The sequence below is a fragment of the Glutamicibacter sp. NPDC090743 genome (assembly GCF_044769125.1).
GTDB lineage: Bacteria > Actinomycetota > Actinomycetes > Actinomycetales > Micrococcaceae > Glutamicibacter.
Genome location: NZ_JBIVXE010000002.1, coordinates 367166 through 389262 on the forward strand (window position 1 = coordinate 367166; position 22097 = coordinate 389262).

Consider the following 22097-nt stretch of genomic DNA (forward strand, 5'->3'; position numbering starts at 1 on the left):
CAGGCTTGCCGGCAATCCGCGTTGCCAAAACACTGTCGGGATAGAGGCCGGATGCGTGCAGCGTCATGATGGAAACTGCGCTTGCGCCGGCTCCGGAACCAGTCGGGGATATTCCCGCTGCAGCAATCCGGGTCAGGGTCTGGGCGTGGGCGTGGGAATGCCCACGAAGGTTCTGGCTACTTGAGCAGCTTCACGTGCGGCAAGCAGGCTAGGCCTACCTCGCCACCGTTTTTCACCGCACTGAGCGTGGTTTCGTAGTGCGCGCGCAATAGCTGGCCAGCCAGTTCCGCATTGCGGTCCAGGGCGGCGTTGAGGATATCGCGATGCTCCTTGTCCAGGTCCCGCTTGGCGTCACGGGTGGCCGGGCCGGCCCAGCGTCCATAGAGCTGGATCAGGTCAGACAGGGTGCGAGTCACCTCGGTCAGCAGCGGAACACCACAGGCCTCAACGAGCTTGTCATGGAAGTTCTGATGCGCGTGATTCCATGCCGGGGTGTGGTTATCCGGGTCTTCGTCCGAACGGCGCGGCGTGCGCTCCAGGGTGTGGTGCGCTGCCATCAGCTCGCTCTCCCACTCCAATGGCGCACGTTCGAAGCCCAGCGAAATTGCCAGCTGCTCGTTGACGCAGCGCATCTCCACGATGTCGCTCAAGTCGGCCAACGACAGTTCCGGGACAAAGAAGCCCTTGTTGGGGCGAAGGGTGACGAGCTTGTCCCCCACCAGCCGGGTCAACGCTTCGCGAATGACCGTACTGGAGGTTTCGTAATGCTCAGAAAGTTGCGTGAGCTGCAGCCGGGCACCTGGTTCCCAGCGCCCATCCAGGATATCGGTGCGCAGGGTGTCGCGGATGTGCTTTGACATCGTCTCTGAATCGGTGCGTTTCGCCATGACACAAATCATACCAAAGTCGGCAAAGAATACATTTTTAGTTGACTTATGCATAACCAAGAGGTGACACTGGTTACATCACGCGCCTGCCAGACCCTGTCGCGCACGGCCCGAAAAGACTTGCTAGGAGTAACCAATGAGCGAATCACTGATCGAGACCGCCGCCACCAAACAGGTAGATGACCTGTACTGGCGCGCAAACTACTCTGCTATCACCGAAAGCGACGAGCAGCTGCGCAAGATCGTTGCAAGCACCGACCTGCCGCCACTGATGGTGGCCCTGGCCGCGGCAACCGGCGATTACACGATCCTTCGTGATGAGCTGCGTCCACCGCAGCCGCCGGTTGACACCGTGGGTCAACCGCACGGTGGCATGGACGCCGCAGCTCAGGAAGCGGCCCGCGAATTGGCCTTCCAAGCACTGCGCCGGATCCGCGATGAAAAAATCACCTCGGTGGAGACCCTGGACGACGAGCAGGCCACCACGATCCTGGACTGGATCACCAACCAGGCCACCACCGATTACCACCAGATGCTCAAGCACGACATGGCATTGGTTCCCGAAGTGAGCGGCGCACCGGCCTTCACCAAGGAACAGGTTGCTCCCACCCGCGACTTCACCGTGGCAGTCATCGGCTCGGGCGTGGCCGGCATGGCCGCCGCTTACCGGCTGAAGCAGGCCGGCCTGGACTACACCGTCTTCGAGAAGGGCCACGAAGTCGGCGGTACCTGGTGGAAGAACACCTACCCCGGCGTGCGCCTCGATACCCCCAACTACGCCTATTCATTTTCCTTCGCGCAGCGCGATGACTGGCCCCAGCAGTTCTCCGAAGGCCCCGAGATCCACAAATACACCCGCGACGTCGCGGAACGCGGCGGCATCACGCAGAACATCCAGATGGGCACCGAGGTGCTTTCGGCTACCTGGGATGAAGAAGACGGACGCTGGGTGCTGTCCATGATCGTGGACGGCGGCGAAGTCCAGGAACGCCGCTTCAATGCCGTCCTGACCGCCGTCGGCCAGCTGGACCGCCCGAAGTTCCCCGATACCCCGGGCCACGACACGTTCGCCGGCGTCCACGTGCATTCGGGCGAATGGAAGCCGGGCATCGATTTGAAGGGCAAGAAGGTTGCCGTCATCGGCACCGGCGCCAGCGCCTACCAGATCGTCCCAGCCATCGTGGATGAGGTCGAAGAGCTCAAGATCTTCCAGCGCTCCTCCCCTTGGATGTTGCCTACCCCGTTCTACTACGAGGACATGCCCGAATCGGTGACCTGGCTGGTCGAGCACCTGCCGCAGTACGGCCAGTGGCTGCGCTTCTGGCAGCACTGGCTGGGCGTCGAGGGCCGCCAGCACACCACCGCCGCGGATCCTAACTGGACCAAGGACGGTTCAGTGTCCGCGGTCAACGAGCGCGTGCGCCAGCAGCTGACCGAGATGCTCAAGGAGCAGTACGCCGATCGCCCGGACTTGCTGGCCAAGGTCACCCCGGACTACATCGTGGGCGGCAAGCGCATGCTGCGCGATAACGGCGTGTGGGCCAAGAGCCTGAAGAAGCCGCAGACCACCCTGGTCACCTCGGGCATGAGCGAAATGACCGAGGCCGGGATCATCGATGGCGACGGCACCCTGCACGAGCTGGACGTCATCATCTACGCCACCGGCTTCCAGGCTTCCGAATTCCTCGAGCCGCTGCGCATCACCGGCCGCGAGGGCAAGGACATCCACGAATACTGGGGCGGCAACGCCACCGCCTATGCCGGGGCCACAGTGCCCGGCTTCCCGAACCTGTTCATCGTTTCCGGACCGAATACCGGGCATGTGGTCAACGGCTCGCTGTTCTCGATGATCGAGTACGGCCTGACCTACATCCTGGACGCACTGAACATCGTGCTCGACAAGGACATCAAGGCACTGGACCTGAAGCAGGAGGTGCTCGACGCGTTCGTGGCGGATCTCGATGCCGCCAACGCGCAGAAGGCCTGGGGCCACCCCGAGGTGCACACCTGGTACAAGAACAAGTTCGGCCGCGTCTCGCAGATCTGGCCTTACCCGATCGTCGAGTACTGGAACATCACCCGCGCGGTCGACCAGTCGCAGTACACGGAAATCCGCTAGGCATGGGGGTTTACAGCTACGCGCAGCGCAGCGCCGGGCGCTTCGGCAAGCTCAGTGAAGCCACCGGACTCACCGCAGCGCAGCCGGCAATTTTCCCGCAGACCCCAGGTTCCCTGGATTGGTTGCTAGGTCCTGCACTGCAGGAACTGCCCCAGTCCGAGGATGCTTTCCAGGTTGCAGTCTTTGCTCCGCAGGATGCCAAGGACCTTCCGGTGATGGTTTTCCTTCCCGGCGGCGGATTCGTTTCCGGCGCCGGCACCGTGCGCTGGTACGACGCGCAGGACTTTGCGGAGAAGCAGAACTGCGTGGTGGCCGTGGTCAACTACCGCATCGGATTGCTGGCCCACAACCAGCAGGTGGGCGGCGGGAATACGCCGCCCGAAGAACTGATCTTGGCCCTCGCATGGGTACAGCGCAATATTGCTGAACTCGGTGGCAACCCGCAGGAAGTCACCCTGGCAGGCCAGTCCGCAGGTGCCTTCTGGGCCTTCGCATTGGCCCAGCTTGAGGCAGCCCGTGGACTGTTCAACAGGCTCTACGTTGGTTCGCTGTCCTTCCAGCCGCCGATGGGTGAAACCCAGGCGCAGGAACGCAATGCGGTGATGGCCCAAGCGCTTAATGGCACCGCCTTGGCCGAGGCAAGCACCGAGCAGCTATTGGCTGCCGGCACAGCACTGGCCCAGGCTTGGGCCGGGCGCGGCTTGGGCCTCTACCCGAGTGCCGATGAGTCCGTTCCGGCGGATCTTTTTGATACCGCGCGGGCAGTCGAACGCCTGCATGTGAAGCAGCTATTGCTGTCCTACACCGCCGATGAGGCAAGTGCCTTCATTGGCATGGCCCCCGAGCAGGCATTCACCCTCGATAGTGTGCGCGGGTTTATTGCAGGGAACTTCAATGAACCGCAAGAAGTCTTCGACGCACTGATTGCCGCAGAACCGCAAGCAACGGCCAAGTCACTCATGGTTAGGGCGATGAGCCTGCACCAGATTCAACTCTATGCCGTGGAATTGGCCGATGCGGCAGCCGCTGCCGGCATCCAGGTGCAGCTCCTGGGCTTCGAAGTTCGCTCCCCGTTGCCTCACGCTGGTTCGGCCCACTGCTTAGAGCTGCCGTTCCTCTTTGGCAACCGTGAGCGCTGGCAGGATGCCCCGATGCTCGATGGCGTGGCCGATGAGCTCTTCGAGCAAACGGCGAAGGTTCTGGGTGATGCCCTAGGGTCATTTATCCGCCTGGGAACCGCAGCTACCAGCGATAATAACGCTCTTGCGGTGCACCAGACGGGTGCTCAATCGCTGACAGCACTGGATGAAACAGGCCTGATCAAGCGAGAAATTCAGCGTCCGTTCAGCACCAGGCGACCGGTTTTGGCCTAGTCTTTGCGCGCCTATTCTTGCGGACCAGCAGGTCTGCTCGGGCAGGCGCGCGAGTCTTTTTCCGAAAACACTGGACAATCTAACTTAATGCAAATAATCTAATTATTTAGATCACAATATTTTTATCGGCTACAGAAGGGATCCACCATGGCTTGGGGATTAATCAGGGAAATGGGCCACGTGTCCATCCAGACCAATGACATCGAAGGATCCATCTTCGACGCCACGCAGCTGCTCGGCCTGCGCGTCACCGAGCGCACCGGCAACGAGGCCTACCTCGCAGCGAACTCAGTGCACCACGAGCTGACCTACGTCGAGTCCGAAGTCAACGGCATCCACTCCCTGGGCCTGATCGCGCAGAACGGCGACGCGCTGCGCGAGATCCGCAAGCGCGTAGCCAACGAGAACTTCAGAATCGTCTCCGAAACCCCGGTCTCCGCCGGCGTGCAGGACGGCTTCTCGTTCATCGGCCCCGAAGGCTGGATCTTCGAGGTCTACACCGGCATGCAGCACAACGACCGCGGCCTGCTTTCCTTCGGCCCGGACCGCTACGGCCACATCAACTTCCACCCGCGCGACGTGCGCGGCATGATGGAATTTTTGCGCCGGATCTTCGACTTCCGCCTCTCTGATGTCATCGGGGATGACTTCGCCTACTTCATGCGCTGCAACCCGGATCACCACGGCATCGCGCTGATCAAGGGCCAGGGCACCTTCCACCACCATGCCTGGCAGGTCCAGTCGATCGGCGACCTCGCCAAGCTCGGCGACCGCCTGGGCGCGGCCGGCCGCGAACTGATCTGGGGCCCGGTCCGCCACGGCGCCGGCCACAATATCGCCGCCTACTACGTGGAAACCTCCGGCGCGGTCGTGGAGCTCTACACCGATTTGGAGCAGATCTACGACGATGAGCGCGATCCCATTGTCTGGGGCGAAGACGAGAACTGGTGGAACATGTGGTCCAACCGCCGCACCGAGGACTTCCGCACCTTCGGCATTCCCACTGTCACCGAACTGAAAACCTTCATCTAGAACACCCGAAAGGCACCACCATGCAGTACGTATCCTTCAAGGCAGCTGACGGCACCGAAACCTGGGGCGTGTCCATCGACGGCACCGTCTACGATCTGGGCCCCACCGGCAAGAACCTGGCCGCCAACACCCGCGACGCCATCGAAAAGGGCATCTTCGGCACCCAGCTGGACCTGTCCGGCGCGCCAACCATTGCCGAGGCCGAGATCGACTTCCTGCCCTCGGTGACCAACCCGGGCAAGATCATCTGCATCGGCGTGAACTACCTGGCCCACCAGGAAGAGTCGGGCAAGACCGGGCAGACCGCACCGACCGTCTTCACCCGCTTCGCCGACTCGCAGATGGGCCACCTGGCTCCTGCGGTCAAGCCGACTTCCACCACCAAGTTCGACTACGAGGGCGAAATGGCCCTGGTCATCTCCAAGGAAGCCTTCCACGTGGAGAAGGAAGACGCCTGGGACCACATCGCCGGCTACGCCTGCTACAACGACTTCTCGGTGCGCGACTGGCAGAAGGCCGCCAGCCAGTGGATCCCGGGCAAGAACTTCCCGGGCACCGGCGGCTTCGGACCGTACCTGGTTCCTGCAGCCGATCTGGGCGACATCACCACCGCCGTACTGGAAACCCGCGTAAACGGCGAAGTGCGCCAGAACGCCCCGGTATCCAACCTGGTCTTCGACATCCCGACCCTGATCAACTACGTCACCGGCTTCACCCAGCTGAACCCGGGCGACGTGATCGTCACCGGCACCCCGGGCGGAGTGGGCCTGTTCTACGGTCCAGAGGGCCTGATCAACCACGGCGACGTCGTCGAGGTCGAGATCACCGGCCTGGGCATCCTGCGCAACACCGTCGCCGATGAGGCTTCGCTGCTGGCCGGCGCACAGGCGACCGCCGGCGCCACCGCCTGACGCGCAGCCGCGCACTGATAATACACGAAGCACAAAGGAAGTAGCGGGCAGTGGCACAGTCTCATGAAATCGACGTCCTGGTCATCGGCTCGGGTCCCACCGGCCTGACCGCCGCCAACCTGCTGGCAGATACCGGCCTGCAGGTTGCATTGATCGAAAAGAACCCGGGCAGTGGCGATGAGCCACGTGCCATCAGCGCCACCGATGAAACCCTGCGCGTCATGGCGCACCTGGGAATCATGGATGAGCTGGGACCGCAGATGCTCATGGACACCGGTGCCCGCTACTTCGGCCTGGGCGGCAAGGTCATTGCCGACGTTCGCCCCGGCACACCCCGCCTAGGCCTGCCCGGCAAGAGCCAGTTCGACCAGCCAATCATGGAAGGCCTGCTCTACGAGGCCGCCACCTTGCGGCAGAACCTGGATCTGCACTACGCCACCGCGGCCACCAGGATCGAACAGCATGCCGACCACGTGATCGTGCACGCCACCCGCACCGGCGAAGCCACCACGGGATTCAACGGCTCCAAGGCAGCAGACACCGGGCAGAACCCCTACGCAGTAGCAGAAGGCGAAGAAACCGCCCTCGAGTTCAAAGCCAAATGGGTACTTGCCTGCGACGGCGGTCGCTCCTTCACCCGCCGCGAACTGGGCATCGGGCTGCAGGGTTCCACCCAGACCGAACGCTGGATCGTGGTGGATCTGCTCGATGTGCCCGGCAACCCCGAACCTTTCGCTTCCTTCCACTGCAACGGGCAGCGCCCGGCCGTAGTGGTCCCCGGGGTCGGTGGCCGCCGCCGCTATGAATTCATGCTCTTCGATCACGAAGATGGCGACGCGATGATCACCCCCGAATCCATCACCGCCCTGGTCGCACCATTCCAGGACACCAACGTGGTCTCCGTACGCCGCGCCGCGGTCTACACCGCACACCAGCGCATCGCCGACACCTACCGCAAGGGACGCATCCTGTTGGCCGGCGACGCCGCGCACCTGATGCCGCCCTTCGCCGGGCAGGGGCTGAACGCCGGCATCCGCGACGCCGTGGGTGCTGCCTGGCGCCTGGCCGCGGTCATCAAGGGTGAAGCCAACGAAATGCTCATCGATGACTACGAAACCGAGCGTCGCCCGCATGCCGAGGAAATGGTCAAGCTTTCCAAGCGCATCGGCTGGGTAGTGATGAACACCAACCCGGTGATCACCCGCGTGCGCGATGCCGTGGTCACCAGCACCCGCATCATCCCACCGCTGAACCGCTGGCTAACCGGCATGCGCTTCCTCAAGCAGCCTCACTACACCACCGGCACCGTCGCCGCACCGGTTTCCGGGGTTCCGCACCTGGCCCAGAACTTTGCCGGTCGCATGCTTCCGCAGCCAAACCTTGAGGTCAATGGCGCCACTGTGATGCTCGACGAGCTGCTGTCGGCCGGTTGGAACACCATTGAGGTGGCTGCCGGATCCCAGCTGGTCTTCACCAATCAGGACGGCGATAGCGTGGGGGCCAAGGACATCAACCGGATCTTCGATACCGCCACCGGTACCGTACTGCTGGTGCGTCCAGACTACTATGTAGCAGGCATTGCACCAGCACGCGAGGTCGACCAACTTCTGGAGGCGCTCAGCGCCAAGGCCACCGTGCTGCGCACCTTCGGTGCCGCCAAGCAAGGAACTCGTGGCTAGGCCAGCAGAAGCTGCCCTGTCCGGCATCCGCGAAGCCATCCTCGATGGCGCGTGGATGCCCGGCGAGCGCCTGGCTCCCCCGCATCTGGCCCAGCGTTTTTCCACCAGCACCACCGTTATCCGCGAATCTCTCACCCGGCTTTCCGGTGAGGGTTTGGTGGCGGCGATCCCCAACCGCGGATTTTTCGTACCGGAGCTGAACCTGCAGCAGTTGCAGGATCAGACTGAGCTGCGCTGTGTCACCGAGGAGTTGGCGGTCAACCTAGCCATCGCCCGCGGGGATCTGGAGTGGGAGTCCGCGCTGATTGCCACGCATTACAGGCTGTCCAAGGCTCCGCGGCGGCAACTAGAAAACCCGGAGCAGTTCACCCCTGAATGGGGTAAGGCGCACCGCGATTTCCATCAGCTGCTGCTGGCTCCATGCGCCTGCCCGCCGATCCTTGAGCTGTCGTCCAACCTGGCCAATTCCACCTTGCTCTACCGGCGTTGGGCGGCCGCTTCGCAGGGTGCCACGCACCGAAATGTTGAGGCCGAGCATGAGGCCCTGCTGCAGGCGGCACTTGATCGCGATGCGCCTGCCTTGGCTGCGCACTTGCGAACCCACTATGAGGCTTCGGCCAAGATTATTCTGGATGCCGGCCTGCTCAAGCTGGATATTTTCTAGCGCCCAGCGACCTAACGTCTAGCGCAGGAAGGTTCGGGCCACGCTGAAAGCTGTGCGCTCGGCTAGCTCCATGGTGTCTGCTGAAAGTTCTGCCAGCGTGGCCGGACCTGGCGCAATCGAGTACGCGGCCAGGATTCCCGAGGCCTCCAGCTGCTCATCGGACAGCTGCACCGAACCGGCCACCACGATCACCTCGGCCTGTTCACCGGCAGCCTGCAACACCCCGGAAACTACCTTGCCGTCCAAGGATTGCGCATCCAGCCGGCCTTCACCGGTGATCACCAGGTCAGCGTCGGCCAGAATTTCATGGGCACCAAGTACCTTGGCCACCAAATCCCAGCCCGGCACCAGCTCCACCTCGAAGTAGGACCCTAGGCTCACCGCAATCCCGCCGGCAGCCCCCATGCCCGGCTGCTCACGCAGTGCCCGGCCGGTATTGGCTTCCAAAACATCGGCCAGTTGCGCCAACCCCTGATCCAGAATCTGGACATCATTTTCACTGGCGCCCTTTTGCGGACCGAAGATCGCAGCCGCACCCTTGGCGCCCAGTAGCGGGTTGGTGACATCGCAGGCGATTTGCCAGTTAACCTGCCCGGCCCGGGCATCCAGCTGCGAAACGTCGATCCGCGACAGCTGGTTCAGTGCCCCGCCCCCTGCGGGAAGCTGCTCCCCGTTGGCGTCCAAGAATTTTGCGCCCAGTGCGCTGAGCAAACCCGTTCCGCCATCGGTGGTTGCTGAACCGCCTAGGCACAGGATGATCCGGGCGACCCCTAGGTCCAGCGCGTGAGATACCAGTGTGCCCAACCCATAGGTAGTGGCATCCAGTGGTTGCCGTGGCACGTCGCTCACCTGCGGCAACCCGGCTGCTTCGGCCGCTTCCACCACCGCGATTTTCCCGTCGGCCGAAAGCCCCAGCCGGGAGGTGACCGGGCGCCCCAAGGCGTCGGTGGTCTCCAGTGCGATCGCCTCGGTCCCCCAGGTGTCGATCAACGCTTCAAGGGTTCCCTCGCCGCCGTCGGCGAAGGGCACCGCGGTAATCTCGACCGCCCGCGACCGGCTAGCCGCACCCTTGCTGAAGCCTCGTGCCAAGGCCGCAGCTACCCCGCTGGCGCGGGCACTTCCCTTGAAGGAGTCGGGCACAATGGCCACCTTGCAGGGCATCGAATGCTGGGTTGAAGTCATACCCATCAGCCTAGGCACTCTTGACACCTGCACCTATGGTCTTTTGACTGTAGTTCGAGCGAAGTTCGGGGCCTGCTTATGTGCATTTGTCTGGCTCGCAGATGCTTTTCAAGTGCATCGCTAATAGCTAGCTCTGCCAAAGGAATGGCACAGAAAGCGGCATTAGAGTTTAAAGCACCTCTTGAAGGTGCGAGTGATGATCATAAGGATTCCCGTCGGATATTGCCCGGCGGGAATCTTTCTTTAACCAAGTTCGTGATTAGTCCCGCTGGGAGTCGCGGTACTCCTCGATGGAAGCGTTGAAGCGCTGCAGGTAGCCGGCGAACTGCTCAACGTCCTCAGCCTCCCACTCATTCAGGATTCGATCCAGGGCATGGAGGGTTACTTCGCGGGCATGCTCCAGCTTCGCCAACCCCAGGTCGGTCAGCGTGATCTTACGCGCAATATGGCCAGCGGGATCTGCGATGCGTTCTAGGTAGCCATCGTCGATTCCATGGGTTACCTGGCGTTGCAGGGTGGAGTTGTCCAGCCTCAGCCCGTGGCTTAGTTCCGCGATACTCAGCGGACCCTGGGCCTGAATGCGACTCATCAGCAGGTACACGCTGCGATCGACACCACCGAACTGGCGCTGCTGCGCGATGGTGTAGCGGCTGAGCATGAGCTGCTCGTATTCGATCTGTTCCAGATGGCGCTTCATTCCGAACTTCTCCAATGTGTAAAATACATACAGTATGTAGCTTACACATTTATCCCGGAAGGCTCTTGTGCCCAACCCCACCCCCACCGGACATCAGAAATCCGGACTCGCCGTCGGCATCCTCGCCACGGCAGGCATCGCCTCATCGCTCACCCAGACGATGGTTGCCCCACTGATCCCCCAGCTGCCTGGAATCTTCAGCACCTCACCGGATAACACCGCATGGATCATTACCGCGACCCTGCTGGCAGCTGCCGTAGTGATGCCGATTTCCGGTCGTCTCGGTGATATGTTCGGCAAACGCCGAATGATCCTGATCCTGGCCATCCCGCTGATCCTCGGTGGAATCATCTGTGCCCTGGCACCAAATGTCACCGTCATGATCATCGGCCGGGCCTTGCAAGGCTTTGGTTCAGGCATGATCCCTCTGGGTATCGCAATGTTGCGCGACCTCGTGGATAAGGCGCATCTGCCGGCAGCCATCGCCACGGTTTCAGCCACCCTTGGTGTGGGCGGTGCGATCGGCCTGCCGCTCTCCGCAGCGCTGATCGAGTTCTCTTCCTGGCGCGTGCTGTTCTTCTTCGGTTCGGCGATTACCGTTGTGGTGGCCGCACTGATCTTGAAGTTCATTCCGGCAATTTCAACCATCGGCGCGAAAACCCGCTTCGATTGGCTTGGTGCCATCGGCCTGGCCATCGGCTTGATCGCCCTGATGCTCGGCGTTTCCAAGGGCTCCACCTGGGGCTGGGCTTCCCCGCTGGTACTGAGCCTGCTGATCGGCGCGGTCATCGTCTTCCTGCTGTGGGGAGTATGGGAACTACGCACCAGTGCACCGCTGGTGGACCTGCGCACCGCCGCAATACCCCGGGTGCTGTTGACCAATATCGCCTCGATCTTCGTGGGCTTCGGCATGTATTCCAGCTCGCTGGTGATGCCGCAGATCCTGCAGATGCCTACCGAGGCAGGCTACGGACTGGGGCAGGGCGTACTGGCCGCCGGCCTCTGGATGGCTCCAGCCGGCCTGATGATGCTCTTCCTCTCCCCTGTGGGCGGTCGACTGACCAGCGCCAAGGGCCCAAAGTTCACCCTGGTGCTGGGTATTTTCATCATGTCCGCTGGCTACGCGGTAGGCCAGATTGGCATGGGCAGCCTCTGGGGCCTGCTGATCACCAGCCTGGTCATCAACTCTGGCGTGGCCCTGGCCTACGGCGCAATGCCAGCCATCGTCATGGGCGCAGTGCCACGCAGCGAAACCGGTGCCGCCAACGGCTTCAACACCCTGATGCGTTCGCTGGGTACCACCTCGGGTGCGGCAGTGATTGGCCTGGTTTTGGCCCAGATGACCACCGACTTCCACGGCACGGTGCTGCCCTCCGAAGCCGGGTTCCACATGACCCTGTGGCTCGGTGCGGGAATCTCCTTGCTGGCGGGGTTGATCGCCCTGTGCATCCCGGCACTGGCCAAGCCCGCCCCGGAGAAGATCTAGTTCACCTCCAGGGATCCATGGCCTACGCGCAGTGCATGCTTACCGCATCCACAGAATGCCAACTTAGAGTATTAAGTACCTCATGAAGGTGCGAGTGATGACGTAGAAACTGGCACTGTCGGTCTTGCGACAGTGCCAGTTTCTGTATCCAAAACCTTTTTGCTCGTGTCCAGCAGTCCGCCGGCCGTGCGGCCCGCCCTCATGGAGTTGAAGCAATTCCCCAAACCTGCAGTTGGCGCTCAGCGCCGGCATAGCTTTGCACCCTACAGTGGTAAATACCTCATGAAGGTGCGAGTGATGATCGAGTAACCCCGGCAAAGCAATTCGCCGGGGTTACGATTTTAACCGGCCGGCGGATAGTCGGGTAGTTGGGTGCCCACTTTAAGTGAGTTGCCCTACAGAGCTACTCGCCCTTTATTGAACAGATTGGATCAACGACCCGCCCTCTGGCCTCAATAGCGCCTTGCCCTTGTTCCACCTCGGAGGCACTACTTACCATGACGATACCCCACGTTCGGCAAACACTTGTTCCGGTCGATCGCAGCTCGCTCACCTGCAACTTTTGGCTCCGCTCACACACGCTTTCATGGATGGACATATCGAAAAGGGTATACATTTTGGCATTGAAAGTCGTTCGTGAATCTAACCCCGATTCGCCCCCTGGGGCTATCATGTCCTGAATTTCTCAATACTTTTATCCGCGGTCCTCGGCAACAGCCTGGTCCGTCCACAAGTCTTACGATCTAGGTGCCATCTGCGACCTGATTTAGTGACCCCGATGTGAATCGGTCGGCTGAGGGGCTAAGTCGAGCCTGTCCTATATGCATTAACGTCGGGCTTAAAAACATCCGGAGTGACTGAATTGTGACTATTAATTTCGCTTGACTCCTATATCGCAGCTCCGGCTGACGGTTATGGGCTCCTTGTAAGCAGAACCTTATGTCTAACCATCGAGAAATACGAAGGCGCGGCCCAAGATCTCGTAACCAACGGCATCGACCGTGCGAAGGAGAATTTGGGCATCATGATTACGGCATGGAAGGAGAGTTGCGATCAGGGCTACCAGGGGTATCAAAATGGCCAAAGTTCCTAATAACCGCACCCCGCGGCCGTGGAACCTAAATTCCATGTGCGGACTTGGACCAATGGTAGATTCTCGAAAATCGGTTGCACTACTATCGATAATAAAAACGTCCCATTCATATCTAAATGTTTAATATTCAACTTAAGCCATAATGATGAAATTTTCCTTTGTCGCATTACCCCTTGCATTGTCTTTGGTGACTGTATCGCCAGGGACGGCGCAAGCTGTTGAAACTCCGGTTGGCGAAACCTACACGTTGCAGCAGTCCTCGGAATACGCCCTTTCAACGAAAGATTTTTTCTCCGAAAAGACCTCTGCAGAATCCAACTACATTGAAGCGGCATCACCTGCCGAAGCAGTGGCCAAAATGAACATGATGGATGAACTGCGTCAAGCGGGATTCAACGTGGGGACCATGGCAAAGGTTAACTATGGGCCTTGCAAGATCGTGGCCGAAGGTTTTCACACCAGAAAATCCGGGAAGTACGAGACGGGTGGCTTCAAATCCACTACCTATTGCACCAAGAAAGTCACTGCGATCCACCATTCTTCCCAGGCACGTTTTAAGCGGCTTGCGTGGTGGGTCAAGGGTGGTCGCGCGATTGGCCAGCCAGCCCAAAAGATAAAAGCTGGTAAACATAATGGCACCTACTACCCGACTGTCTTCCAGCAGACAAATCACGCGCTGACATGTAAATCTGCAAAAACGACCACTTGGTCAGGTCGCACCCTCGGAACAATTGTCTACAATGGCAAGACTTACTATGCTGATGCTTATGCTCCTGTGCGGAAGGGGGTTCGATGCCGCCTCTAAGCAATATCCTGACAAAAATCAAGAATCGTCTTAGATCGAAATATTCAGAGGAACTGATGGTTTTCGTTGTCTACGGTAAACAACCCAGCCCGTTTCCAGATCTAGAACACATAGAGCCAATAATTGCGATCGTGGCCAGTGAGCGTGAATGCTATGAGATTCAGGAAAAGTACCCAGAAACTCAAGTCAGCTGGGAAGCTCGGAAGGTCCAGAATACTGAAGGCATGGAACTGACAGGGGGCGGCATTCTGTATCTCACGCATACTACTTTATTGCCGTACGACGAGGATGGCGATGGGAATCCAATCTTCGGAATCATGGAGTCCCCACAGCCTACAGGCCTATATTGCAGTCGGGACACCGCTGAGCAAGAAGCACCGGGTCAATATCTGCACAGAGTCAGCCTCGGTGAAATAAACCTTCGCGGTGTCGGCGAGCTTTTGTGATAAGCATCCAGTTCCTTACGCCAGTATGTGAAGTTGCCGAACGTGAAAAGGGGGCAAACCAGGCGTGGCTTCTCAGCGTGATGATGACCGCACCAAAGGAGACAGGTTGACCCGTACCGAACATCGCTGAAATTTTCAGCATTGCTCATGCAACCGACTGTCAGACCAGCAGACGAGCCATCGAGCCTACAATTCAATATGGTGATTCAGACACTGCATTTGGCCTCCGGTCATGTGGCATGCCGATGGAGGCCATACGATCTGGTTCAGCAGTTAAATAAGTCGGCTGTGCCTACCGTGCGCTTCAATTTCTCCGACTTAGACCCACAGCAGGGTTGTGACGGCAGTTTTGATATTCACCCCTCACCGGCACCAAAGTAACGATTCGCAGGACCGCACAGCACTGATGAAATCCGTGCGAACAAAGTACCGACCTTCCTCCATGTGGATTCGAGCATGCACCGCTTGTCACCACGAAACTTCGACAGCGGAATGGAAATCTCGTCGATAGGAACATTCAGTAGTCGTAACCACAACCCACCGTGGATTGATTGGCTCCGCAGCGTAATTTGGCAGGAAACGGTGCTTTCTCAGTAAAGACCTCGTGGAGAGTACCAGGCCTGGGCTCTGACTGTTGAGCAATCTGTTCATTCTCCCAACCGGCGAGCGCGTACCTCCCGAATGACGGTCAGCGCCTGCGTCCGATCTGCAGCCCTGAGCCCAATCGGGCATAGGTGCGATAACGTAGACGGGTTCCCATTTTCCCTTCCCTGGGACATCTGACGAAACGGAGCCCCGGTGAGTACCGCGACCGCTGAACTGACGCCCCTGCAACGACAGTCGGTGCTGCGCACCCTGAAGTCCCCGCGATTGCTCAAGACAGAGCTGCTCGCCGGCCTGGTAGTCTCCCTGGCACTGATCCCCGAGGTCATCGCCTTCACCGTGATCGCCGGAGTCGACCCGCGCGTGGGCATCTTCGCGTCCTTCACGATGTCGGTGGTCATCGCGATCACCGGCGGGCGCCCGGCGATGATTTCGGCAGCTGCCGGCGCGGTGGCTCTGGTGGTCGCACCGCTGGTGCGCACCCACGGGGTGGAATACCTCTTCGCCACGGTGGTCTTGGCCGGCATCATCCAGGTATCACTGGCCCTGCTGGGCGTGGCCAAGCTGCTGCGCTTCATCCCGCGCCAGGTGATGATCGGCTTCGTCAACGGCCTGGCCATCTCGATTTTCTGGGCGCAGATGCCCGAGCTGCGCAATGTCCCGTGGATGGTCTACCCGCTGGTGATCCTGGGCGTGGCCATCGTCTGCTTCTTCCCGAAGATCACCAAGGCGGTTCCGGCTCCGCTGATCGCCATCGTGGTGCTCACCGCGATCACCATCTTTGCCAAGGTCGCCGTTCCGACCGTGGGCGGCAAGGGCGAACTGCCTGATTCGCTGCCGATCTTCCACCTGCCCGGGGTGCCGCTGGACCTGGAGACCCTGCAGATCATCGCGCCCTACGCGATCGCGGTGGCCTTCGTGGGGCTGCTCGAATCGCTGCTGACCGCCAAGCTGGTCGATGACATCACCGATACCCCGTCAAGCAAGACCCGCGAGTCCTGGGCACAGGGCACAGCGAATATCGTCACCGGCTTCTTCGGCGGCATCTGCGGTTGCGCGATGATCGGCCAGACCATGGTGGGTGTGAAGGTCTCCGGCGGGCGCACCCGCATTTCCACCGCCTTCGCCGGCGTCTTCATGCTGCTGCTGGCGGTGCTGCTCGGCGACATTGTCGCGCAGATTCCGATGGCGGCCCTGGTGGCGGTGATGATCGTGGTTTCGGCGACCACCTTCGACTGGCATTCCATCCGACCGAGCACGCTGAAGATGATGCCCAAGAGCGAAACCTTCGTCATGGCCATCACCGTGGCGCTCACCGTGATCACCAGCAACCTGGCCATCGGCGTGGGGGCGGGCATCCTCTCGGCGATGGTGCTTTTCGCCAATCGCGTGGCGCATATGGTCACCGTGGATCGCAGCTCAACCCCGGATGCCGCCGTGTACAAGGTCAACGGCGAACTGTTCTTCGCCTCCTCGAACGACCTGTACACCCAGTTCGACTACGCGCAGGACCCCGAGAAGGTCATCATCGACATGTCCGATTCACACCTGTGGGACGCCTCGACCATCGCCGCCCTGGATTCGATCCGCGCCAAGTACCAGAACTACGGGAAAACCGTGGAAATCCGCGGCCTGAACGAGGCCAGCCAGAAGATGCAGGACCGCCTGGGCGGAAAGCTGAACTAGGGCACGGAGCTCAGTTTCCCTCCGCGCTCTTCCCGCGTTCGGCCGTCCGCAGGCGCTTGGAGGAGTACATGTCCCGGTCGGCCCGGAGAATCATCGTGCTCAAGTTGTCATCCGTGCGGGCTTCTGCCGTTCCGAAGCTCCACGCCAGCGGCGATGAACACTCGATGCGCTCCATCAGCACCTGAGCCTGGCCACGGGTCGTATTTGGGAAGACCAGCACGAATTCATCGCCGCCCAAGCGGCTGACCAGGTCCCCTGCCCGCGTGGCACTGCGCAGATGCCGTACCAGTTGCTTCAAGGCAAGATCCCCGGCTTCGTGGCCGCCTTGGTCGTTGATCTCCTTGAATCCGTCCAGGTCCAGCAGCGCCACAGCCAGGGGCCTGCGGTATTTCCGGGAGGAGAGCAAGGCGGCATCGCCGCGCACGGCCAGCCCGACGCGGTTCAAGGCCCCGGTCAATGCGTCGATCTGGGTTTGCTGGCGGAACCGGCGCTTGACGTAGAGGCCGACGAACATCCCGGCGACGGTGAAGAACACCAAGCTCAGCACGTTCAACAGCCCGCTTTGGTGCTCGGTGCCCACAGCAGGGCCGAAGAACACCGAGTAGGGAATCGTGAAAGCCATGATCGGGTAGATGGTCCACCGGGTGATAGCCGGTGGAAAGAGCCACGACATGTACAGTGCGATGAGCGGAAATTCCTGGAGCCTGAACACGATCTGCTCATGGTTGACCGAAAATCCCACAAAGACAACGAAGGCCGAGAGTTCGGCCAAGGCCCCGAGATAGGCGATCCACAACGGAAAACGATCCAGCATCCCCCACACGGCGATCACCAGCCCCAGCGCCCCGGCAACCCTGGCTACCGCCAGCTTCTGGAAGAGCGGAGAGCTGAAATCATTGCCCAGGTTGACCACATAGAAAAGCAGCAGGAAAACTCCCACCATCCCGGTGACAGCCACTTCCAATCGCTTGATGCGGCGGAGCCTGGCTGGAAGGAACCGGCTCCACCAAATTCCATCGTCGTTTGACCGCCGGTCCATTGTCCTCGGCATGCCATCACCCGCTTTCTCTTAAATTCATCTTAACCGCGTGTTCCAGGCCAACGGCGCGGTAAGATCTCATTCGTAGCAACAGCCTAATCAGCGACCAGTTGCCAACCCATACCGCCAGGTTAGGTAGTCCATGAAGTTCGTATTCCAGCCACTGATCAACCTGCGTTCCACAACGCTGCTGGGTTTCGAGGCACTGGCGCGCTTCAGCGACGGGCGCAGCCCTGACGAGCATTTCTCCGCAGCCCGCGCCGAAGGCAACCTGGTTGAACTGGAGCTTCGCGCCCTGGAGCGCATCGTCGAATCCAGCCAAGGCCTGCCCGAGGGGCTGCTGCTCACCATGAATGCTTCGGGTCCAGCGATCAGGGCGTTCGCGCACGCAGGGCCGGCACTCGATCCCCGGCTGCTCTGGGGCCTGGAACTGCACGAGCAGTCCGCGCCGGAAGTTTGCGATGCGGCCCGCATCCATGCAGATGAGCTCGGCTGCCTGCTGCTGGTTGACGATGCCGGCATCGGCTACGCAACGCGGGGGCGCATACTCCGGCTGAAGCCGCACATCGTGAAGCTGGACCGTTCGCTTTTCATCCACTACCTGGCATCGACGCAGGCTCGCGAACACGTTGGCATCCTGCTGGCCGCTGCCCGCGAGATCGGTGCCAGGACCCTGGTCGAGGGGATCGAAACCGGTGAACATCTGGATCTGGCCCGGAAGCTGGACTTCGACTATGCGCAGGGCTTCTATTTCAGCCCGGGCATAGAGCTTGCGGGGTTGCCAGCTGCGATGCATGAGCTACACGGACGCCTCGGGATCGATATTCCGGGTTTCTGAGCGCCGTTCCCGTCCCCGCGAACTGCGGATCCGGATCACCGGCAGCAGCTTGGCCAGTCCCAGGACCAGATAGAGCACGGTGTTGATCGCGACGAACGAAGCGAGCACCGCGAACCAATCACTGAGCAGAACGCTTTCGGGAAGAATGATTCCACGTGGAATCTGGACGAGGTGATTCATCATGAGGTGCTTTCCTTCCGTGCGGCGCCCGCGTGGTCGACGTGCTTCCAATCCGCGCTCCGGGCAAAGGCAATATCCCCCACGCCCTTGAGGAACGCAAGGTCCAGGAAGGCGTCATAGACCAATTCCGGAATCACCAGCGCGGCGATGATCCTGGCTTTCCAGCCGCCGTGCCAGACCGTAACCACGCGCTCGACAGCGAAGAGCGCTCCAAGCAGCATCCAGAAGGGGAACCACACCCAGGTGTCCATGGAGACCAGCATGATGATCATCAGCGCGAAATAGCTGAACAGCGCGATCACGCCGTAGCCGATGCCGATCTGCTGGGCCCAGTACCGCGAGGTCTGCGGGGTGACTCCGTACGCGCCCAGATTCTCCAAGGCGCCGCGCTGCCAGCGCAGCCGCTGCGCCCACAGCATCTTCCAGTTGGGCATCAGCTCGGTGACCACCGTGCAGTCCTGCGGCGATGTGGTCAGCGCGCCGAGGGTTTTCAGCGCAATGGTCAGTTCGTTGTCTTCGGTCAAAGCCGCCGTGTCGTAGACCTCGCCGAAGGTGCCCGGCAGCATGCTCCCGCGTGCCGCAGCCACTTCGCGCAGGGCCGTCGCGCGGAACACCGAGGCCGTTCCGGTCAGCACGAAGACCCGGCCGTCGCGACGGCCGATTTCGCGTTGGTAGCGGGTGTACTCATTGCGCTGGAACTGGCCGATCAGCCCATGGCCCTCTTCTCCGTGGAACAGCCCGCCCACGGACATCAGCGCGCGGTCCCAGGTGAAGCGGTCCCGGGCGGTTGCCAGGAAGTCCGCGCCGATCTGGCTGTCGGCATCCATCACCATGACGCAGTCGTTATCGCCCATCCCGGGCAGGATCGAGTGCAGCGCCTGGTTCAGCGCGCCGCCCTTCTTGTGCTTGTTCTCCACCGATTCGAACACCTCGACCCCGTGCTCGCGGGCAACTTGCACGGTCCGGTCGGTGCAGTTGTCGGCAACCACGATGATGCGCGAGGGAGCAAAGCTCTGCTCTTCCAGTGCTTTCAGGGTGTACGGCAGGGAGGCTTCTTCATTGTGCGCCGGGATCAGCACGGTCACGGTCACCGGCCCGGCGTAGATGCCCCGCGTCCGGGCCATCACCGCCTTGGGCGCCAGCGGCCGGCTCGATTTCTGGATCGGCGTCCGGCGATAGCGCCAGGTGACAAAGCGTTCGCCCAGGACCACCAGCAGCACCAGGATGACCGCTGCGGCGACGGCGAAAGCGAGGATGGACAGATCCGGCAGCTCGGTGCTGTAGAAAGTAGTCCAGAGTTTTCCGATATGGACCTCGATCGGGTTCCACATCAGCGCAGGCTTCCCGCTCATGCTTAACGCCCAGGCCAAGAGCGAGGCCGCGAGAACGACGATCAAAATGACAGCGATGCCCACTAAGCGGCTGAAATGTTTCTGCAAGTACGCGCCCCATTCACGTTCGGATTCCTTGGCAACCCCTGGCCTGGACCTGATCTGGATCAGCAAATCATGCCAGGCTTGCCCAAGGCAAGCTACTTGGAAAACTAGCAGTCGGAAAAATCATCGACGCAGTATTTATGTCCAAGGTCACCTCCACCCAAAGCAACGCTGTGCCTTGCGCCCTGCCTGGTGGCATTTGGCTACAGTTCGAGCACTTTCGCCGCATCCTCGCGCAGCTGGTTCTTGCGGATCTTCCCGGTGACGGTGGTCGGGAAATCCTGCAGGATCTGCACGTAGGCGGGGATCTTGTAATGCGCCAGATGCCCGGTGCAATATTCGCCGATGGCCGCAACGTCCAGGGGTTCGCGGCCGTCCCTCATGCGGATGCAGGCGCAGATCGCCTCGCCGTACTTCTCATCGGGCACCCCGACCACCTGCACGTCCTCGATATCCGGATGCTTGTAGAGGAATTCCTCGATTTCCGCCGGGTAGATGTTCTCCCCGCCACGGATCACCATGTCCTTGATGCGGCCCACGATGGTGCAGCACCCGTCCTCGCGCATCACCGCCAAGTCGCCGGTGTGCATCCAGCCTTCGTCGTCGATGGCCGCCCGGGTCTTGTCTTCGTCGTTCCAGTAGCCGAGCATCACCGAGTAGCCGCGGGTGCAGTATTCGCCGGTTTCCCCGCGCTGCAGGGTTTCGCCGCTCACCGGGTCCACCACCTTGATTTCCACATGCGGGTGCACCCGGCCGATGGTGGAGGTGCGGCGCTCGATATCGTCGTCGCTGCGGGTCTGGCAGGAGACCGGCGAGGTCTCGGTCATGCCGTAGGCGATGGACACCCCGTCCATGCCCATCTCGTCGATGCAGCGGCGCATCACCTCGACCGGGCAGATGGATCCGGCCATGATGCCGGTGCGCAGCGACGAAAGGTCGTAGTCCTTGAAATTGGAGAGGTTCTGCATGGCGATGAACATCGTGGGCACCCCGTACAGGCCCGTGCATTTCTCCTCCGCCACCACCCGCAGCGTGGTTTCGGCGTCGAAGCCCGGGGCCGGGATGACGATGGTCGCGCCCCGGGAGGTGCAGCCCAGGTTGCCCATCACCATGCCGAAGCAGTGGTAGAACGGTACCGGGATGCACAGCCGGTCATGCTCGTCCAGATCGATCATGCCGGTGACCTGGTAGCCGTTATTCAGGATGTTGCGGTGGCTGAGCACCGCGCCCTTGGGGTAGCCGGTGGTGCCCGAGGTGTACTGGATGTTGATCGGGTCCCCGGGCTTGGTGGCCGCCAGATGCCGGGCCAGCTCCTCGTCGCTGACCTGCTCGCCCTCGCCCAGCAATTGGGCGAAGTCCCCGGTGTCCACGTAGACCACGCGTTCGAGGCTCGGGGTGTCGGCGCGGGTCGCCTCCACCATCGAACGGTAGTTGCTGGTCTTGAATTCGGAGACCGCCAGCAGCAGGCGCACCCCGGAGTGGTTGACCGCGTAGGCGTATTCGTGGGTGCGGTAGGCAGGATTGACATTGACCAGGATGACGCCGATCTTCGCGGTGGCGTACTGCGCGAATACCCATTCCGCGCAGTTAGGTGCCCAGATGCCCACCCGGTCTCCCGCCTCCAGGCCGGCGGCCAGCAGGCCCTTGGCCAGGGAGTTGATCTGCGCATCCAGTTCACTCCATGACCAACGCCGTCCGCTGGCCGCTTCGACCAGTGCTTCTGCCGGCCCGAAGCGGGCAGTGGTGCGTTCGAAGTTCGCTCCGATCGTCTCTTCGATCAGCTGCGGTCCGCTCTCGCCCTGGGCATAAGCCTTCATCTGCGTACCCCTTCATGGATCGCCTCGTCGGAATTGGCGGGGACACGAAACATGTGCCCAGCGTCACATTCACACCCTAGCCGCGAGCTGTCCCGCTGCCAAGCGCCAGGAAGGAGCCGCGCCG

At 61.1% G+C, this 22097-nt stretch carries 18 protein-coding genes; 11 read left to right on the top strand and 7 right to left on the bottom strand.

The window, feature by feature from the left end; all coding sequences use genetic code 11:
* Window positions 1-176: 176 nt before the first annotated feature.
* Complete coding sequence (locus ACIQTS_RS05170) at window positions 177-887, bottom strand: GntR family transcriptional regulator (protein ID WP_402471813.1); 711 nt, start codon at window positions 885-887, stop codon at window positions 177-179.
* 136 nt (window positions 888-1023) lie between these two features.
* Here ACIQTS_RS05170 and ACIQTS_RS05175 point away from each other — a divergent pair, with 136 nt between their 5' ends.
* The 6 genes from ACIQTS_RS05175 to ACIQTS_RS05200 all read left to right on the top strand — a co-directional run bounded on the left by ACIQTS_RS05175 (window position 1024) and on the right by ACIQTS_RS05200 (window position 8665).
* The gene (locus ACIQTS_RS05175; protein ID WP_402471815.1) at window positions 1024-3006 is read left to right on the top strand and encodes a flavin-containing monooxygenase; all 1983 of its coding nucleotides are present in this window, start codon (window positions 1024-1026) and stop codon (window positions 3004-3006) included.
* 2 nt (window positions 3007-3008) lie between these two features.
* A complete protein-coding gene (locus ACIQTS_RS05180; protein WP_402471817.1) occupies window positions 3009-4379 on the top strand; it encodes a carboxylesterase family protein in 1371 nt (456 codons plus the stop codon).
* Window positions 4380-4526: 147 nt separating this feature from the next.
* Entirely contained in the window at window positions 4527-5411 is an 885-nt protein-coding gene (locus ACIQTS_RS05185) for a VOC family protein (protein WP_105656469.1), read from the top strand.
* A 20-nt stretch (window positions 5412-5431) separates the two neighbouring features.
* A complete protein-coding gene (locus ACIQTS_RS05190; protein WP_402471821.1) occupies window positions 5432-6322 on the top strand; it encodes a fumarylacetoacetate hydrolase family protein in 891 nt (296 codons plus the stop codon).
* Window positions 6323-6372: 50 nt separating this feature from the next.
* Entirely contained in the window at window positions 6373-8001 is a 1629-nt protein-coding gene (locus ACIQTS_RS05195) for an FAD-dependent monooxygenase (RefSeq protein WP_402471823.1), read from the top strand.
* Window positions 7994-8665 (top strand): GntR family transcriptional regulator, encoded by a 672-nt coding sequence (locus tag ACIQTS_RS05200; protein WP_402471825.1) that lies wholly within the window; start codon window positions 7994-7996, stop codon window positions 8663-8665. Before ACIQTS_RS05195 ends, ACIQTS_RS05200 begins: the two co-directional genes overlap by 8 nt.
* An 18-nt stretch (window positions 8666-8683) precedes the next feature.
* Here the strand turns inward: ACIQTS_RS05200 and ACIQTS_RS05205 are convergent, their stop codons facing one another.
* Complete coding sequence (locus ACIQTS_RS05205) at window positions 8684-9847, bottom strand: glycerate kinase (protein ID WP_332594560.1); 1164 nt, start codon at window positions 9845-9847, stop codon at window positions 8684-8686.
* 259 nt (window positions 9848-10106) lie between these two features.
* Window positions 10107-10544: a MarR family winged helix-turn-helix transcriptional regulator gene (locus ACIQTS_RS05210; protein WP_402471827.1), complete on the bottom strand. Its 438-nt coding sequence runs from the start codon at window positions 10542-10544 to the stop codon at window positions 10107-10109.
* Window positions 10545-10611: 67 nt separating this feature from the next.
* Here ACIQTS_RS05210 and ACIQTS_RS05215 point away from each other — a divergent pair, with 67 nt between their 5' ends.
* The 4 genes from ACIQTS_RS05215 to ACIQTS_RS05230 all read left to right on the top strand — a co-directional run bounded on the left by ACIQTS_RS05215 (window position 10612) and on the right by ACIQTS_RS05230 (window position 16663).
* A complete protein-coding gene (locus tag ACIQTS_RS05215; protein WP_402471829.1) occupies window positions 10612-12030 on the top strand; it encodes an MFS transporter in 1419 nt (472 codons plus the stop codon).
* 1235 nt (window positions 12031-13265) lie between these two features.
* Window positions 13266-13928 carry a hypothetical protein gene (locus ACIQTS_RS05220; protein ID WP_402471832.1) on the top strand — a complete coding sequence of 221 codons (663 nt, stop codon included), beginning with the start codon at window positions 13266-13268 and terminating at the stop codon, window positions 13926-13928.
* Complete coding sequence (locus tag ACIQTS_RS05225; RefSeq protein ID WP_133833883.1) at window positions 13916-14374, top strand: hypothetical protein; 459 nt, start codon at window positions 13916-13918, stop codon at window positions 14372-14374. The genes ACIQTS_RS05220 and ACIQTS_RS05225 overlap by 13 nt, the downstream gene beginning before the upstream one ends.
* 798 nt (window positions 14375-15172) lie before the next feature.
* The gene (locus ACIQTS_RS05230) at window positions 15173-16663 is read left to right on the top strand and encodes a SulP family inorganic anion transporter (RefSeq protein ID WP_402471834.1); all 1491 of its coding nucleotides are present in this window, start codon (window positions 15173-15175) and stop codon (window positions 16661-16663) included.
* Window positions 16664-16673: 10 nt separating this feature from the next.
* Here the strand turns inward: ACIQTS_RS05230 and ACIQTS_RS05235 are convergent, their stop codons facing one another.
* Window positions 16674-17621, bottom strand: a complete 948-nt coding sequence (locus tag ACIQTS_RS05235) for a GGDEF domain-containing protein (protein ID WP_402471836.1) — start codon at window positions 17619-17621, stop codon at window positions 16674-16676.
* Between the two features lie 223 nt (window positions 17622-17844).
* Between ACIQTS_RS05235 and ACIQTS_RS05240 the strand changes: the two genes are divergently transcribed.
* The gene (locus ACIQTS_RS05240; RefSeq protein ID WP_402471839.1) at window positions 17845-18540 is read left to right on the top strand and encodes an EAL domain-containing protein; all 696 of its coding nucleotides are present in this window, start codon (window positions 17845-17847) and stop codon (window positions 18538-18540) included.
* Here the strand turns inward: ACIQTS_RS05240 and ACIQTS_RS05245 are convergent.
* From ACIQTS_RS05245 to ACIQTS_RS05255, 3 genes are all read right to left on the bottom strand, one after another.
* Window positions 18502-18723: a hypothetical protein gene (locus ACIQTS_RS05245; RefSeq protein ID WP_286172179.1), complete on the bottom strand. Its 222-nt coding sequence runs from the start codon at window positions 18721-18723 to the stop codon at window positions 18502-18504. The two genes, ACIQTS_RS05240 and ACIQTS_RS05245, sit on opposite strands and share 39 nt — an antisense overlap.
* Entirely contained in the window at window positions 18720-20072 is a 1353-nt protein-coding gene (locus ACIQTS_RS05250; protein WP_402471842.1) for a glycosyltransferase, read from the bottom strand. Before ACIQTS_RS05250 ends, ACIQTS_RS05245 begins: the two co-directional genes overlap by 4 nt.
* 287 nt (window positions 20073-20359) lie before the next feature.
* Window positions 20360-21973 carry an AMP-binding protein gene (locus ACIQTS_RS05255; RefSeq protein WP_105662274.1) on the bottom strand — a complete coding sequence of 538 codons (1614 nt, stop codon included), beginning with the start codon at window positions 21971-21973 and terminating at the stop codon, window positions 20360-20362.
* Between the last annotated feature and the right edge of the window lie 124 nt (window positions 21974-22097).